This is a genomic window from Paenibacillus taichungensis (assembly GCF_003287275.1).
GTDB lineage: Bacteria > Bacillota > Bacilli > Paenibacillales > Paenibacillaceae > Paenibacillus > Paenibacillus taichungensis_A.
Genome location: NZ_QEVW01000006.1, coordinates 697,093 through 713,568, shown reverse-complemented (window position 1 = coordinate 713,568; position 16,476 = coordinate 697,093). Strand labels below are relative to the sequence as shown.

General features: G+C 45.2%; 14 protein-coding genes. 11 read left to right on the top strand and 3 right to left on the bottom strand.

Annotation, left to right across the window (positions count from 1 at the left end; all coding sequences use genetic code 11):
• Positions 1-136: 136 nt before the first annotated feature.
• The 3 genes from gntK to DC345_RS12345 all read right to left on the bottom strand — a co-directional run bounded on the left by gntK (position 137) and on the right by DC345_RS12345 (position 4,064).
• Complete coding sequence (gntK, locus tag DC345_RS12355) at positions 137-1,672, bottom strand: gluconokinase (RefSeq protein ID WP_113053371.1); 1,536 nt, start codon at positions 1,670-1,672, stop codon at positions 137-139.
• A gap of 99 nt (positions 1,673-1,771) precedes the next feature.
• Entirely contained in the window at positions 1,772-3,133 is a 1,362-nt protein-coding gene (locus tag DC345_RS12350; protein ID WP_076287172.1) for a GntP family permease, read from the bottom strand.
• Positions 3,134-3,389: 256 nt separating this feature from the next.
• The gene (locus tag DC345_RS12345) at positions 3,390-4,064 is read right to left on the bottom strand and encodes a GntR family transcriptional regulator (protein WP_113053322.1); all 675 of its coding nucleotides are present in this window, start codon (positions 4,062-4,064) and stop codon (positions 3,390-3,392) included.
• Between the two features lie 782 nt (positions 4,065-4,846).
• Here DC345_RS12345 and rpmH point away from each other — a divergent pair.
• The 11 genes from rpmH to DC345_RS12290 all read left to right on the top strand — a co-directional run bounded on the left by rpmH (position 4,847) and on the right by DC345_RS12290 (position 16,408).
• The gene (gene rpmH, locus DC345_RS12340) at positions 4,847-4,981 is read left to right on the top strand and encodes a 50S ribosomal protein L34 (protein WP_024629517.1); all 135 of its coding nucleotides are present in this window, start codon (positions 4,847-4,849) and stop codon (positions 4,979-4,981) included.
• A gap of 315 nt (positions 4,982-5,296) precedes the next feature.
• Positions 5,297-5,647, top strand: coding sequence for a ribonuclease P protein component (gene rnpA, locus DC345_RS12335; RefSeq protein WP_113053321.1), 351 nt, complete (start codon positions 5,297-5,299; stop codon positions 5,645-5,647).
• Between the two features lie 74 nt (positions 5,648-5,721).
• Positions 5,722-6,606: a YidC/Oxa1 family membrane protein insertase gene (locus DC345_RS12330; RefSeq protein WP_076287175.1), complete on the top strand. Its 885-nt coding sequence runs from the start codon at positions 5,722-5,724 to the stop codon at positions 6,604-6,606.
• A complete protein-coding gene (jag, locus tag DC345_RS12325; protein ID WP_113053320.1) occupies positions 6,603-7,304 on the top strand; it encodes an RNA-binding cell elongation regulator Jag/EloR in 702 nt (233 codons plus the stop codon). Before DC345_RS12330 ends, jag begins: the two co-directional genes overlap by 4 nt.
• A 215-nt stretch (positions 7,305-7,519) precedes the next feature.
• The gene (gene mnmE / locus DC345_RS12320; protein ID WP_113053319.1) at positions 7,520-8,896 is read left to right on the top strand and encodes a tRNA uridine-5-carboxymethylaminomethyl(34) synthesis GTPase MnmE; all 1,377 of its coding nucleotides are present in this window, start codon (positions 7,520-7,522) and stop codon (positions 8,894-8,896) included.
• Positions 8,897-9,117: 221 nt separating this feature from the next.
• Complete coding sequence (gene mnmG, locus DC345_RS12315) at positions 9,118-11,007, top strand: tRNA uridine-5-carboxymethylaminomethyl(34) synthesis enzyme MnmG (protein ID WP_113053318.1); 1,890 nt, start codon at positions 9,118-9,120, stop codon at positions 11,005-11,007.
• Complete coding sequence (gene rsmG, locus DC345_RS12310; protein ID WP_113053317.1) at positions 11,007-11,729, top strand: 16S rRNA (guanine(527)-N(7))-methyltransferase RsmG; 723 nt, start codon at positions 11,007-11,009, stop codon at positions 11,727-11,729. Before mnmG ends, rsmG begins: the two co-directional genes overlap by 1 nt.
• 762 nt (positions 11,730-12,491) lie before the next feature.
• Positions 12,492-13,310 (top strand): nucleoid occlusion protein, encoded by an 819-nt coding sequence (noc, locus tag DC345_RS12305; RefSeq protein ID WP_076287180.1) that lies wholly within the window; start codon positions 12,492-12,494, stop codon positions 13,308-13,310.
• Between the two features lie 185 nt (positions 13,311-13,495).
• Complete coding sequence (locus DC345_RS12300) at positions 13,496-14,257, top strand: ParA family protein (protein ID WP_024629525.1); 762 nt, start codon at positions 13,496-13,498, stop codon at positions 14,255-14,257.
• Positions 14,250-15,095, top strand: a complete 846-nt coding sequence (locus DC345_RS12295) for a ParB/RepB/Spo0J family partition protein (RefSeq protein ID WP_113053316.1) — start codon at positions 14,250-14,252, stop codon at positions 15,093-15,095. The genes DC345_RS12300 and DC345_RS12295 overlap by 8 nt, the downstream gene beginning before the upstream one ends.
• Positions 15,096-15,247: 152 nt before the next feature.
• On the top strand, positions 15,248-16,408 hold the full coding sequence (locus tag DC345_RS12290) for an aminotransferase class V-fold PLP-dependent enzyme (RefSeq protein ID WP_113053370.1): 1,161 nt from the start codon (positions 15,248-15,250) through the stop codon (positions 16,406-16,408).
• Positions 16,409-16,476: the final 68 nt, after the last annotated feature.

The following is a 16,476-nucleotide window of genomic DNA, read 5'->3' as shown; positions in this document are numbered from 1 at the left end:
GGATAAGCGTGCAAACTTTGGAGATGGATGTGTTCCCATTACAGTAGTTTTGCGAATGCCAAAAAGAGGTTGTTCCTGAAGACCGGAATGGTGGTCTAAGAGAACAACCTCTTTTTGGTGGTTATAAAAGCATGATTTACTCGATATGAGCGGAAAATTTACGTTGGAATTCCGCGATATCTTCATATTCTTCTTCCAATTTTCGCGAGATGCGAATAAAGATGGGGAGAAGTTCCTGGTAGATCGATGCATGTTCTTTGATAGGGGTATGCTTGTGCGTAGTACCAACCATCGATGAAACGGCATGAAGCGACTTAATTCGCCCTGTAGCATAAAGACCGAGCACGACGGCCCCCAGACAGGAACTTTCAAAGCTCTCGGGCACAATGACTTCCTGGTTGAATATATCGGACATCATCTGACGCCAGAGTGGAGAACGAGCGAAACCACCCGTCGCCTGAATGGAGGTAGGTTGTCCGATTTGTTCTTCCATAGCCAACAGCACCGTATACAGGTTGAAAATAACCCCTTCCAACACGGAACGGATCATATGCTCTTTCTGGTGATGAAGGGTCAAACCAAAGAAGGAACCTCGGGCGTCCGGATTCCATAAAGGCGCGCGTTCCCCTGAAAGGTACGGATGGAATAGAAGTCCTTCCGAACCGGGGCTGACGCGTTCCGCAATCTTGGTGAGTACATCATAGGAATTGATGCCGAGCCGTTTGGCTGTTTCCACTTCAGACGCAGCGAATTCATCCCGTACCCAGCGGAACAGCATGCCACCGTTATTCACAGGTCCGCCGATAACCCAAAGTTTCTCGGTGAGGGCATAACAGAACGTTCTACCTTTTGGATCGGTAACAGGACGGTCAACGACGGTGCGAATCGCGCCGCTGGTGCCGATCGTTGCTGCAACAACGCCAGGCTCAATGGCGTTTACTCCCAGATTGGACAATACCCCGTCACTTGCACCGATGACGAAGGGCGTAGAGGGGGAGAGAGCCATTTTTTCAGCCCATCTGTGATTCATTCCCTCTATAATATGTGTGGTCGGGACGAGCTGCGATAGATGGTCAGGTGTAATGCCTGCAACCTCAAGTGCTTCTGCATCCCAATCCAGTTGTTCCAGATTGAGCAGACCGGTACAGGAAGCGATGGAATGATCCACGACATATTGACCGAACAGACGGAAGAGTAAATATTCTTTAATAGAGATAAATTTGGCGGTACGTTGAAACAGTTCAGGTTCGTCATGGCGCAGCCACATTAATTTGGTCAGCGGCGACATGGGATGGATCGGTGTACCTGTTCGCAAATAGATAGAATGCCCGATTCCGTTCTCCTGCAGTTTGGCGGCCCAGGCAGCGCTCCTGTTGTCAGCCCAAGTGATGCAGCGAGTGAGGGGCGTACCATCTTGTCCCATGGCAATAACACTGTGCATGGCAGAGCTGCAGGACACGAACATTATTTTTTCCGCAGCTACGCCGCTTTGATCCATCACGCCGCGTACGGAGCGAAGGGCGGCCTGCACGATTTGTTCTGGATCCTGCTCAGCGACATCGGGAGCTGGGGTGTATAAAGGATATTCCTGAGTCGACGTGCTTACAACTTCACCCTGTTCCGTAAAGAGTACGGATTTGGTACTGGTTGTACCGATATCCATCCCGATCATATAGTTGTTCACTTTACACAAACCTTCTTTCTTTTGAACCCATAAAAGTAAAACTCCAATGGTGTGAATTTATTTTCTTCTTCTATATAGGTATTCAATTTATACGACTGTACTCAGCAGCAAAATAAAGATCAGTCCAACAACAGATAATAGTGTTTCCATAACGGTCCACGTCTTCAGCGTCTGCGAGACACTCATATTGAAGAATTCTTTGATCATCCAGAAGCCTGCGTCGTTTACGTGAGAAAGAACAAGTGATCCGGCACCAGTAGCGAGTACAACCAGCTCAATATTGGCCCCTGGCGTTAGTGCAAGAACCGGAGCTACAATACCAGCTGCTGTCGTCATGGCCACAGTTGCTGAACCGGTAGCAACCCGAATGAGTGCAGCTACAAGCCAGGCGAACAGGATTACGTTAATATTGGCATGTGTGGCGACCTCAGCAATGGCATTACCTACACCACTATTGATCAAGACCTGTTTGAACGCACCGCCACCGCCAATAATGAGAATGATGGTCGCCGTAGGCGCCAGGCATTCACTGGTAAAGCGGGAGATGTCATGTTTGTTGAAACCGCGTGAGAATCCGAGTGAAAAGAGGGCGAACACGACGGAGATCAGCAGGGCTATAATTTCATGGCCGATAAATTCACAGAAAACGGTAAATCCGCTTGTAGCGTCTGGGTCTACGATATTGGCGATGGAGCCAATAAGCATCAAAATGACTGGCAGCAAGATGGTAAACAGGGTTATGCCAAAACCGGGCAAGTTGTTACTTTTTTTCGTAGCGAATTGTTCAGCCAGCTCTGCAGGCGGTTCGGTATGTATTCTTTTACCGATAAATTTACCAAACAGAGGCCCAGCGATAATAGCAGTCGGGATACCTACAATTAGGGAGTACAAGATCGTTTTACCCAAATCGGCGCTGAACGCTTCGATGGCAATCATGGGAGCCGGGTGAGGTGGAACGAGACCATGTACAGTAGAGAGACCTGCCAGAATCGGAATACCGATCTGCAGCAGCGACATATTGGTTTTACGTGCAACGGTGAAAATGATCGGAATCAGCAGAATGACGCCGACTTCGAAGAACACAGGAATACCAACGATAAAACCAACAATCATCATCGCCCAGTGCACACGTTTTACACCAAAACGATCCACCAGTGTGGTAGCAATACGCTCGGCTCCGCCGGATTCAGCCATCATCTTACCTAGCATGGTCCCCAGACCGATAACGATGGCGATCGTTCCAAGTGTTCCACCAAGTCCTCCCGTAATGGAGGAAATGACATCCGCAGGCTTCATACCTGTAAGCAAACCAAGCATTAGTGCGGACAACAAAAGGGTAATGAAAGGATTCCATTTATATTTGGAGATCAACACGATCAGGAAAACAATCGCGATTAATGTCCAGACCAATAACGTTGCATTATGGGATAGCCCAAAAAGAGTGCTCATGAGGTATGCTCCTTTTTTTCTGATATATAACGCTTACAACAGTCCATGATCAGGCGGAAGAAAGAGACTTTACAATTCATGCAGCGCGGGCGGCTAACAATCCATTGAAATCCTCTTTAATATGCCCCAAAAAATTGAAACAAATCGCATTTTGTATACTTGTCGACAAGTTGATGCGCAATCAATCACAATGGATATGATTGCAAACCCCTTCACAGATATGCCATGAAGTGGACGTAATTTCATCATTATGGCATTAGGATTCAAAACTTTCGTGCAGCGTCTTGCCTGAATCCTGAAAATACGTGCGAACTCCAGCTTGAATGCGTGTTTTATCACCCGATTCAAGAGCCTCGATCAGCAAACGATGTTTGCCGATTACAGCGCTTACTTTCTGCTCGCCTTGAACAAAGACCCTACGGGTGGTGAGCAGCATAACCGTCATGACAACATAACGAATGCTTCTCCATAGATGTAAAATACGGGAATGCTGGGCAGCTTCAATAATAGTCTCGTGAAAAACGAGATCCTGATATGCGAATTCAACCGCATCTTGATGGCGTCCAGCCAAGTCCATCTTGTCTATCACATTACGTAGCTGGATAATCAATTGATCTGGCACATCCCCCGCAAGCCGCTGCTGCACAAAACTTTCAATCAGGAAACGTACATCGTACAATTCCTCGACATCTTTAATTTTCAATCCAATAACAACGACACCCATACGCTCCAGCCGAATGAGCCCTTCATTCGACAATGTTTTTAACGCGTCACGTACAGGTGAGCGACTGCTGTCAAAATCTGCGGCAATCCGATTTTCTGACAAAATTTCGCCAGGACGAAGGGCTCCGCTAATGATCCGTAGTCTTAATTCGCAGGCAATGGCTTCCCCGCGGGAAGCCCCCTGAAGCCAGGATGAAGGAAACAGCATAATGGCTAACGCTCCTATTATAAGTAATCAGTTCAATACTGATCATAGCACAACTATTTTGCTGATTGAGCGTTTTACATCAATCCTTATGATGAGAATAAGTAGTTCTATTCTCTGTGCGCCTGCTGAATTTAGGAACGTCATACTGCTTCAAATGGATTTTTCAAAGAGCTGCTGGAATGATTGTCTTCCTTTAAATGAGTCAGGATCTATACTGTACTTCCGATAAGTATACTTGTATACAAGATGTGTTTTTTTTATCCTACACCTTTCTCGAAAACTTGTAAACCATAAGAATAAAGCGGATACATTAAATTTAAAGTATGTCTATTCAAAAGCCATAATATATTGCTCAGGTAATGGATAGCTGCACCATTGAAGTTCTTCAGAAACGTATGAATATTAACCGAAAGCGGAGCCAATGAAACAGTCTATCATCGATAAATAATCTTTATCCACATGTGAATAACTTGAAATGATATTGGGATATAGAATTAAGGAGTTTGAGGGTGTGGATAACCGTAAAAGATGATTTTTTGGTGAATGAAACGGGTATGGGGATAACTTTTGGAGCCTCTGATTGATGCTTTATGAAGGTTATAAACAGGAGAACGCATCCATGGTCGTTTAGGTAGGGTGGAATAGGCATTAAAAGGAGAAGGGAGGCAAGTGGCTCGCAGTTGACTTTTCCAGGTGTTCATGGTTAAATGTATAAAGGTGTTTTCTGTGAAGATGAAAGTGATTCATCACATAAGTATTTCCTTGTGAGGAGGTGCAATACATTGAGACCTACATTCAAACCGAACGTTAGCAAACGTAAAAAAGTTCATGGTTTCCGGAAAAGAATGAGCACGAGCAACGGACGTAAAGTTCTGGCTGCACGTCGCCTTAAAGGCCGTAAAGTCCTGAGTGCTTAAATGCATGTGAAGACCACCGAGGTGGTCTTTTTTTTCTTAAATAGGTCATTTCAGACTGGATGCTGGTAAAGGTCAGGTCTGAATTGGCTGCGCAAAAGCATAAGTACACATTTATGTTTAATGAATGAGATGTCCGTTTTTTCGAAAACGTTCCTTATATAAGGATGAATGTTTGTTCAGTTGAAATGACTGATCAACAATCATCCCAAATGAAGTTGCCGCCAAGACGGTTTATCGTTATTCAAGAAAGCCTATACTAAATCAGTAATGAGCCTTCGTCAATAATGTTGGTGGAAAACAGCAAGGAGAAGCGCCGTGTATAAAAGACTGCGTTTACGAAACCGGGCGGACTTTAGCCGCGTATACCGGTATGGGAAATCGTTTGCCAATCATCAGTTTGTGGTGTATGGCTGTCGTCGTAAAGATACAGAACAATTCCGAGTGGGTGTGTCCTGCAGCAAGAAAATCGGAAACGCTGTCGTACGCAACCGGATGAGACGCATGATTAAGGAAATCGTACGTCATCACGAGCAAGAGATTGTCACGCAGATGGATCTGATCTTTATTGTCAGAAAAGGTGCATTGGACATGTCCTATAAGGATATGGAAAAAAGCCTGCTGCATGCGATGCGCAAAGGCTCTCTTTTGAAGTCGGGCAAGCGGTAAGCTTCGGTTTATTTGTCCTCCTAATTATGGTATGATTTACGGTGGAATGGAATGGTTAAGAGAGGGGTTATGAAGTGTCGCGATTGAAGACATCAAAGGGGAAGTGGATTCTCCTCATTGCAGTCATTGCAATGGTCACTGTACTAGCCGGGTGTACTCCGCAAGGTTCGGGGGTTACTACGGAAGATCTGAAGAATAGTGATTCTTTTTGGCAAGCCAATGTTATTTATTGGTTCTCACTGGCGCTCGATACATTTGCCAACTGGTTTAACGGTGAATATGGACTGGCCGTCCTTGTCATGGTGTTAATTGTACGGACGTTAATCTTGCCGCTGACAATGAAGCAGGTTCGCAGTTCCAAGGCGATGCAAGCTATTCAGCCGCAATTGAAAGAAATTCAAGCCAAGTATAAAGATACACCTGAGAAAGTTCAGCAAGAAACAATGAAGTTGTTTCAGGAGAACAAAGTTAATCCGATGGCCGGTTGTCTGCCGCTTATCATTCAGATGCCGATTTACATCGCACTTTATAACTCAATTTACGGAAACTCCAGTCTGAGAACACATGATTTCTTGTGGCTACAACTCGGATCACCCGATCACCTGTTTATTTTGCCAGTGCTGGCAGCCATCACTACATTCGTTCAAACGTGGATGATGATGCGCATGAACCCTGCACAACAGGTTGGACCGATGCAATTCATGCTGTGGGTGTACCCGATATTGATCTTCGTTATGTCGTATCAGTTCCCAGCTGCGTTGCCACTGTACTGGTTCTACAGTAACATCTACACGATCGTGCAAAACTATTTCCTTTACCGGAATAATGATAAAGTCGTGGCTGAGGTCAACGTGAAGCAGACCAGCTCTTCCAAAAATGGAAATGGAGCTAAACGCAAAAACGGTGGCAAGGCAACTGTCTCTGGAAAAGGTTCGAAAGGGGCCAAAAAATCGAAATGACCAAAGTCATTGCGTCAGGAAAAACCGTTGAAGATGCTGTAAACCAAGGATTGGCTGAGCTTGGCGTGAGCCGGGACAAGGTCGAGATACAAGTGTTAGAGCAGCCGTCAAAAGGATTCCTGGGTTTGATCGGGGTTAAGGCCGCTAAAGTGGAAGTGAAACTTCTGCCGCTGCCCGAACCTGTTTTACAGCCGATCAAGCCGGCCGCACATATACCTCAGGTTGAAGCAACACTTGAGGGTGTGGCTGCTAAAAATCCCTATGAGGAAGCGGCTGCTTTCTTAAAAGAAGTGGCAGCAGGTATGGGACTGGATGTTGAAGTGCATATCAAAAAACAGCGTGATGGACATATCTTCAATATTGCCGGTGAAGACCTGGGCATGATTATTGGCAGACGTGGACAGACTCTGGATGCCCTTCAATATTTAACGAACATTGTAGCAAATCGTTATTCGGAAAGCTTCGTCCGCATCGTACTTGATGCAGAGAATTTCCGTCAACGTCGACGCAAGACGCTGGAGGATCTGGCTGAACGTTTGGCTGGACAGGCTATTCGCACTGGTAAGGAAGTTGTGCTGGAGCCAATGCCACCACTCGAACGCAAAGTCATTCATGCGAAATTGCAAAATCACTCGCAGATTAAGACATACAGCAAGGGCGAGGAGCCTAATCGGCGCGTGGTTATTACGACGAAATAACACGAAATTGAAGACGCAATGGCTTCCTGCCCGGTGCAGAAGCCATTGCTTTTTTCGTACAGAAGTACTTTTCCAAAACGGAAGAGCGACTACAAAAATGCTATATCAAGACCGGAAAGATGCGTTGTAGTGCAACCGGACAACTGAACTATATATAGAAATTCATATAGCGTCCTGAGGGGCGCAATTTTAAAATAGAGCAAGGAGAGATAACGATGATTAGTGATACGATTACAGCGATATCAACAGCGGTCGGAGAAGCGGGTATCGCTGTAATCCGGGTGAGCGGCCCGGATGCGGTGTCGGAGACGGAGAAGATTTTTCGCAGCAAAACCCCACTAACACAGGCAGCATCCCACACGGTTCATTACGGTCATATTGTAGATCCGGGGACTGGAGAGAAGATAGAGGAAGTATTGGTTACGGTGATGCGTGCACCACGTTCCTTCACAACAGAGGATGTCGTAGAGATTAGCGCCCATGGCGGAGTGGTGTCGGTTAAGCGAGTAATGGATCTGTTGTTGCAGCTCGATATTCGCCTCGCCGAACCTGGGGAGTTCACAAAGCGTGCTTTTCTCAATGGACGGATTGATCTGTCCCAGGCGGAAGGGGTCATGGATCTCATTCGTTCCAAATCCGATCGGGCGTTCTCCGTTGCACTCAAGCAGGTGGAGGGCAAATTATCGTCCAAGCTGCGCGAGCTGAGATACACGCTGGTGGAGACGCTTGCTCATATTGAAGTCAATATCGATTATCCTGAGCATGATGTAGAGTCCCTAACATCTGAATTTATTAAAGAAAAATCCAGTCAGGTCATGACTGAAATTGATAAATTGCTGGTGACAGCAGAGCAAGGCAAGATATTGCGTGAAGGCATCACAACTGCAATCGTAGGTCGGCCAAATGTAGGGAAGTCATCATTGCTCAATACGTTGGCCCAGGACAACCGCGCAATTGTAACGGACATTCCAGGTACAACGCGTGACGTCATTGAGGAATTTGTTACAATTAACAATATACCGCTCAAACTGCTCGATACGGCAGGTATTCGGGAAACGATGGATGTCGTGGAGAAGATTGGGGTGGAGCGCTCTCGTTCTGCTGTGAATGAGGCTGATCTGTTATTGATGGTTATCAATGCTGCGGAGCCATTGCATGAGGACGAGATTGAATTATTGGAACAAATCCGCGGTAGACAATCAATTATTATTATGAATAAAATGGACTTAGCGCCGCAGGTGGACCGCGAAGTGCTGCTCCGTTATATCCCTGAGGAACGGCTTGTTCCGATGTCGGTGAAAGATGATCTGGGCGTGGACCGATTGGAAGATGCCATCTCGACGTTGTTCTTCAGTGGCAAGCTGGAGTCGGCTGACCTGACGTATGTCAGCAATGTGCGTCATATTGCTTTGCTCAAAAAAGCGAAGCAGTCGCTTATTGATGCCTATGAAGCGGCAGAGCAGCTGATTCCCATTGATATGATCCAGATCGATGTTCGTCTGGCATGGGAGCAGCTGGGTGAGATCGTGGGCGATACAGCACATGATGCGTTGATTGATCAAATTTTCTCTCAATTCTGCCTCGGAAAATAACACCTAATAAACATACCGGCGCTGAAAAGTAGTATGATAATAAAGTCCATCTGTGGGTGGTCAAAGAATCCGCGAATATGTCTGAAGTACCTATAGACTTGATGGCTTAATATAGATTGAAATGCATTCCACTGAGTGCGGAGTGTGTTTCGTCAATTTTACAAAAAATTGATCGTTTGCATGAATTTAGGCGTGCGGCGGCAAAAAGGAGGTAAACTGGAATGGCTTTTGATGGCGGAAGTTATGATGTAATTGTCGTTGGGGCAGGACATGCTGGTGTGGAATCGGCACTGGCTGCAGCCCGTATGGGTTCGAAAACACTGATGATTACAATCAATCTGGATATGGTTGCCTTCATGCCTTGTAACCCATCTATTGGGGGACCGGCAAAAGGACATGTGGTCCGTGAGATTGATGCACTTGGTGGAGAAATGGGACGCAACATCGATAAGACCTTTATTCAGATGCGAATGCTCAACACAGGTAAAGGGCCTGCTGTGCATGCACTTCGTGCTCAGGCTGATAAATTCTCTTACCAACATACGATGAAAGAAACGATGGAGAATGAACGCAACCTGACGATGCGTCAAGGCATGGTTGATCGGCTGATCGTTGAAGATGGACAGTGCGTAGGTGTGGTTACTCAGACGGGCACAGAGTACCGGGCTAAAGCCGTTGTTTTGACAACAGGTACGTATCTGCGCGGTAAAGTAATTATGGGTGAGTTAATGTACGAGAGTGGCCCGAATAATCAACAGCCCTCCCTTAAGTTATCCGAACATCTGCGTGAGCTTGGTTTCGACCTGGTTCGTTTTAAAACAGGTACACCACCGCGCGTGCATAAGGATACGATTGATTTTAGCAAAACGGAAATTCAGCCAGGTGATGACAAACCGAAGTTCTTTTCTTATGAAACGGAATCTTCCGATAATGAGCAACTGCCTTGCTGGTTGACGTATACGTCTGTGGAGACACACCAGATTATTAATGACAACCTCCACCGTGCACCGATGTTCTCAGGTGTTATTGAAGGAACGGGACCGCGTTATTGCCCATCGATTGAGGACAAAATTGTGCGTTTCAGCGACAAACCGAAGCATCAGATTTTCCTTGAGCCAGAAGGCAAAAACACATCGGAATACTATGTACAAGGTCTGTCTACAAGTCTGCCAGAGGATGTCCAATTGGCAGTGCTGCGTTCTATCCCGGGTATGGAAAAAGTAGAAATGATGCGTAATGGCTACGCTATTGAATATGATGCGATGGTGCCAACACAACTGTGGCCTTCACTTGAAACGAAACGCCTTCCAGGTCTGTTCACAGCAGGGCAGATTAATGGTACCTCCGGGTATGAAGAAGCGGCAGGACAAGGCGTAATGGCAGGCATCAATGCTGCACGTAAAGTACAGGGTAAAGAGCCTGTTGTACTTGATCGCTCCCAAGGGTACATTGGTGTACTGATCGATGATCTCGTAACCAAAGGTACGAATGAACCTTATCGTCTGCTGACTTCTCGTGCAGAATATCGTTTGTTGCTTCGTCATGATAATGCCGATATGCGTTTGACGGAAATTGGTCATGATATTGGTCTGATTCCTGATGAACGTTATGCTAAATTCCTGGACAAAAAGGCAAAAGTAGAACAGGAAGTGAATCGTCTGAAGGCAGCCAAAGTTCGCCCTGTCGAAGTGAATCCGAAGCTGGAAGAGATCGGTTCTACACCGATTCAGGATGGAAGCACACTTCTGACATTGATGCGCCGCCCAGAGATCGGGTATGACTGGATTGAGCAGATCTCACCTTCCGAGGTGGAACTGACCGCTGACATGAAAGAGCAAGTGGAAATTCAAATTAAATATGCGGGTTATATTGAGAAACAATTGATCCACGTGGAACGTTTGCAAAAAATGGAGAAAAAGAAAATTCCGGACACGATTATATATGACGAAATTCATGGCCTTGCTATGGAAGCAAAGCAGAAGCTCGCTACCATTCGTCCAATCTCGATAGGACAGGCGTCCCGTATTGCCGGGGTTACTCCTGCGGATATCTCCATTCTGCTGGTTTACCTGGAGCATTATAACCGTGTAACCGCAGCAAGGGGACAATAATGGACGATATTCAACAGCAGCTACAACGGCGCCTGAAGAAACATGGATTGGAGCTGGATGAACGCCAGTTGGAGCAATTCGAGTTATATTTTCAGGAGCTGGTAGCTTGGAATGAAAAGATGAATCTAACCGGGATTACTGAACGTGAACAAGTATATACAAAGCATTTCTATGATTCAATATCGCTGGCGTTTTATACAGATATGTCGAAGGTAAACAAACTAGCAGACATTGGTTCAGGGGCTGGGTTCCCGGGCCTACCGCTTAAAATTTGTTTTCCGCATATCAAGCTGACGATCATTGATTCCTTAAATAAACGTATTGGCTTTCTGCAGCATCTTGTAGATACACTCGGCCTGACCGACGTAGAATTGATTCATGGTCGTGCGGAGGAACTTGGACGCAAAGAAGGATATCGAGACAGCTACGACCTTGTTACTGCGCGTGCAGTTGCTAAACTAGCGGTGCTTAACGAATTCTGTCTGCCCTTTGTTCGTAAAAGTGGATTATTCGCTGCAATGAAGGGTGGAGACCCGCGCGAAGAAATGAAGGAAGCTGAATTCAGTTTTAACCAGCTGAAAGGACGGGTGAAAGCAGTCCATCCGTTCCAGCTACCCGTTGAAGAGTCGGCGCGTCATATCATTCTGATTCAAAAATTTGATAAGACGCCATTTAAATATCCACGTAAACCAGGAACACCACTAAAAACACCTTTGGTATAGTTCTTGGTGTAACATCGTATATATTTAAAAAGGTAAGAAGATCAATCTTCGTTTATTTAATGAAGAACTTAGGATAAGAGCAAAGAGGATGTTTCACGTGAAACATCCTCTTTTTGTTTTGAATTTTATCTAGTATACATAGCATCTACATCCCAATTACATAGAGCAGAGAAAAACAGAATCGATAATAAATTTATTAGCGTAGAAATTCATCTTGATGAAACATCATTTTTATTGTTAAAGCTATTCTTTGAATGAAGGCCATTAACTTTCCTATGGATAGAGAAAGAGCATCGGCAATAGTAGTAGATATAGAATTGAAAGACACGTAAGAAAGAGGTTATTCCGCCACTGAGGCAATCTTATGAAAATCCATTTATAAATGGTATTAAACGAGCACACAGCGTAGCTACTAGGAGCAGGTCCTGTCTGCAGAGATTCTCTATATCTTATTGTGTATAAGCAATCATATGGCTAATGTTCGTGAAGAAAAAGCAGGAAAATTAGAAGAGTTTAAAGAATAGGTAAACATAGGATTATGGAAGAAAAGATGATAGAATAGAAGTATCCGGTCCTGGATTACAGAGATCATAGATTATATGTATAGATAGATTTTTGAGCTTTATTGTATAGGTTTACAGATGGCGTCATGGAAGGCAAAACTTATTCGAAGAACGACAGCATTTGGAAGAGTCGCATATTGAATAAGAAGCACCTGCAACTTTGCGGGAGCTATTACGAAACTAGGTGGTAATATACGGAATGAAAGAACAATTTTCGAAGTTGTTTGGTTTGGCGGAGCGCAATAACGGAGATGAGATTAAACAAATTCCGGTCAATGAAATTGTGAGCAGCCCATATCAACCCCGTACTATTTTTGATGATGATAAAATTGATGAGTTGTTGCAGACGATCAAGACACATGGAGTTATACAACCGATTGTCGTCCGCGTACGAAATGGATCATATGAGATTATCGCCGGGGAACGTCGCTGGCGTGCAGTTCGAAAACTGGGCTTGGATCATATTCCGGCCATTGTGCGTGAATTCAACGACTCTCAGGCAGCGTCCATCGCATTGATCGAAAACCTGCAGCGTGAAGGACTCACTTCAATTGAAGAGGCTGTTGCTTATCAGAAATTGATTGACCTGCACCAACTTACACAGGAAAGTCTTGCGCAGCGATTAGGTAAAAGCCAGTCAACGATCGCCAACAAAATCCGGTTGTTACAGCTACCGGAAGGCATTAAGACAGCACTGATGGAACGTAAGATTTCGGAGCGTCATGCCAGAGCTTTGCTTTCATTGGATACGGAAGAGTTGCAAATGAAATTGCTCGGCGAAATTATTGATAAAGAGTTGAATGTAAAACAAACGGAAGCACGAGTTGCCTTTTACAAGGAATCCTCGAAGATCAAAAAATCCAAACGTATCTCCTTCACGAAGGACGTTAGACTTGCACTTAATACGATTCGTCAATCCATTGATATGGTATCGGGCTCCGGTCTAGATATCAAAACCAAGGAAGCGGACCATGAGGACCACTACGAGATCGTTATCCATATCCCGAAACGCAAATAATTGAAGCTTAAGGCGGCAATGGGCCGCTTTTTCTGTCTATAAAGTTGAGAGTGGCATGAACAGCGTAGAAGAGCACCATGAAGAAACGGTAGTTGATGTTTGTGTGGATGATAGCCACCTGCTTTTTGTTAACTGTAGTTCACAACCTACAAGAAAAGACTCCTATTTTATTTGAGGTGAAGTAATTGTCTAAGATTATGGCCGTAGCAAATCAAAAGGGCGGTGTGGGGAAAACGACGACATCTGTTAACTTGGGTGCAGGACTGGCTTCGCTCGGGAAAAGGGTGCTGCTTGTCGATATTGACCCCCAGGGGAATACAACCAGCGGAGTCGGAATCAACAAAGCAGATGTGGCCAATTGTATATATGATGTCATCATTAATGAAGTTCCTCCTCAAGAAGCGATTGTGGAAACTCAGATTGAAGGCCTTCATATCATACCTGCAACGATTCAGCTTGCCGGAGCCGAGATTGAACTGGTATCAACGATATCACGGGAAGTCCGCCTGAAAAAATCACTCGCCATGGTGAAAAAAAACTATGATTACATACTGATCGATTGTCCACCCTCCCTCGGCATGTTAACGATCAACTCGTTGACAGCTTCCGATTCGGTGATCATTCCGATTCAGTGTGAGTATTATGCGCTCGAAGGGTTGAGCCAGTTGCTCAACACGGTTCGTTTGGTGCAGAAACATCTGAATACATCCCTGCAGATTGAAGGAGTATTGCTGACGATGTTTGATGCTCGTACGAATCTGGGTATTCAAGTGATTGAAGAAGTGAAGAAGTATTTCCAACAAAAGGTGTATCAGACCATTATTCCGCGCAATGTGCGGCTTAGTGAGGCACCTTCTCATGGTCAGTCTATCATTACGTATGATCCTCGATCCCGAGGGGCTGAAGTTTATTTAGAGCTCGCAAAGGAAGTGATTTCTTATGAGTAAGCGGCTTGGAAAAGGTCTTGATGCCCTCATTCCTTCGCTTTCAATTAATGACGATGATAAAGTCGTAGAAATCCCGATTAGTCAACTGCGGGCAAACCCTTACCAACCTCGTAAAGTATTTGATGAGGATGCGATACATGAACTTGCTGAATCGATCCGTCAACATGGCGTTATACAACCTATTATTGTACGACCGGTTTTGAGAGGTTATGAGATTATTGCTGGTGAACGTCGGTTCAGAGCTTCCCAATATTGCGGTAATGCCACTGTGCCTGCCGTAGTTCGTAATTTCAGTGATCAGCAGGTTATGGAGATTGCTTTAATCGAGAACCTGCAGCGGGAGAATCTGAATGCGATGGAAGTCGCAGTTGCTTATCAGGGGTTGATGGATCAGTTTGGATTAACCCAGGAAGAACTCTCCGTAAAAGTGGGCAAATCACGTTCTCACATCGCTAACTTCCTACGTTTGTTATCATTACCGGAAGAAGTGAAGGATCATGTTTCACGTGGAACATTGTCAATGGGTCATGCACGTGCTATCGTCGGTGTTAAAGATGAGAGCCTTGTGAAGCAACTGGCAAAACAAACCATTGATCAACAATGGAGCGTACGTGAACTGGAAGAGGCTGTTCAACAATTGGATCGTTCCAAAATGGGTGAAGCGAAAGCCAAATCCAAGTTGAAGAAAAAAGATCCATTTATTGATACATTAGAAGAATCTTTACGTGAACGATTTAAAACAACGGTGAAAATTAAGCATAACAAAGATAAAGGTAAAATTGAGCTCAACTACTACAGCAAACAAGATCTGGAGCGACTGTTGGAACTATTGCAATAATAGTCATGATTCCATGATCGATGAACAACATGCGGGGCTTTTTCATGTGATGACATATCGCCTCTGTACTATGGAGAAACGATATGTCATTGTTTGTTTCTAGGGATTATATCCAAACAGAACAATCAATTAAGGACAGAGGTGGTCATGAGGTGGAGAGAGTTATTTATCTGGATCATGCAGCAACATCTTGGCCTAAACCACCTGCTGTCGGGGAAGCTATGATGCAGGCTCTGGATGTCGCAGGGGCGAACCCAGGCAGAGGCGGTCATCGGATGGCTGTACAGGCGAGCCGAGTTTTATTTGGTGCCAGAAAAGCGATATCCACTCTTTTGGGTGTTCGTAATGCCAATGATATTGCTCTGGGTTCTAATACCACAGAAGCTTTGAATCTAGCTATTCAAGGGTGGTTAAGAGAAGGCGATCATGTCATTGCTACGATGGCTGAACATAATTCAGTCAGACGGCCACTGGAGTACATGCGCAAATCTCGTAATGTAGAGGTTGATTATGTGCCTGTTAATGCAGCCGGGGAGATCGATCTGGTCCAATTCGCACGCTTGTTTCGTTCCAATACAAGATTGGTTGTCTGTACGCATAGTTCGAACCTGCTGGGGAGTATTCTGCCCATTGGTGAAATTGCACTGATGTGTCAAAAACACCAGGTGACTTTCCTTGTTGATGCTGCTCAAAGTGCAGGGATTATCCCTGTGGATGTGAAGCAGCTTGGCATTGATATGCTTGCCTTTCCAGGGCATAAAGGACTGTTGGGACCGCAGGGAACGGGTGGACTGTACATCGCTCCTGAACTGGATGTGCTACCATTGCTTCACGGAGGGACAGGAAGCCAATCCGAGGCAATTGAGCAGCCACTTGTTCGTCCTGATCGCTATGAGGCGGGTACGCCAAATACCGTGGGTATAGCAGGTCTGGCAGCAGGAGTGCAGCATGTGCTTGATCTAACACCTGAATTCATATATAAACACGAGTGGGATTTGACTCAGCATATGATGGATGGGTTATCATCAATACAGGGAATTCGAATGCTTGGTCCTGAAATTGGACAGCCGCGTACCGGATTGTTATCCTTTACTGTTGAAGGATATGATTCGGCTCAACTCGCTTTTCAATTAGACCGAAGTTATGGCATCGCTGTGCGTTCAGGTTTTCATTGCACACCTCTTGCCCATGAGTCGGCTGGTACAACGGCAAGTGGGGCTGTCAGAGCGAGCGTGGGGTATAGTACATCAAGAGAAGATGTAGATGCGTTAATCGAAGCAGTTATCGAATTAACAGCATCAAAATCGGTATGAATCAGCCCTAATAAAACATGAATTTGAATCGCTTGAATAAGCAAAAAGCAAAAGAGGTAAGAGGCTAA

Bases quoted from the DNA above. Each gene is read 5' to 3' on its own strand.
- gntK (WP_113053371.1), bottom strand. From the start codon at position 1,672: ATGATCGGGATGGATATCGGTACAACCAGTACCAAATCCGTACTCTTT.
- DC345_RS12350 (WP_076287172.1), bottom strand. From the start codon at position 3,133: ATGAGCACTCTTTTTGGGCTATCCCATAATGCAACGTTATTGGTCTGG.
- DC345_RS12345 (WP_113053322.1), bottom strand. From the start codon at position 4,064: ATGCTGTTTCCTTCATCCTGGCTTCAGGGGGCTTCCCGCGGGGAAGCC.
- jag (WP_113053320.1), top strand. From the start codon at position 6,603: ATGACCAAAGTCATTGCGTCAGGAAAAACCGTTGAAGATGCTGTAAAC.
- mnmE (WP_113053319.1), top strand. From the start codon at position 7,520: ATGATTAGTGATACGATTACAGCGATATCAACAGCGGTCGGAGAAGCG.
- mnmG (WP_113053318.1), top strand. From the start codon at position 9,118: ATGGCTTTTGATGGCGGAAGTTATGATGTAATTGTCGTTGGGGCAGGA.
- rsmG (WP_113053317.1), top strand. From the start codon at position 11,007: ATGGACGATATTCAACAGCAGCTACAACGGCGCCTGAAGAAACATGGA.
- noc (WP_076287180.1), top strand. From the start codon at position 12,492: ATGAAAGAACAATTTTCGAAGTTGTTTGGTTTGGCGGAGCGCAATAAC.
- DC345_RS12295 (WP_113053316.1), top strand. From the start codon at position 14,250: ATGAGTAAGCGGCTTGGAAAAGGTCTTGATGCCCTCATTCCTTCGCTT.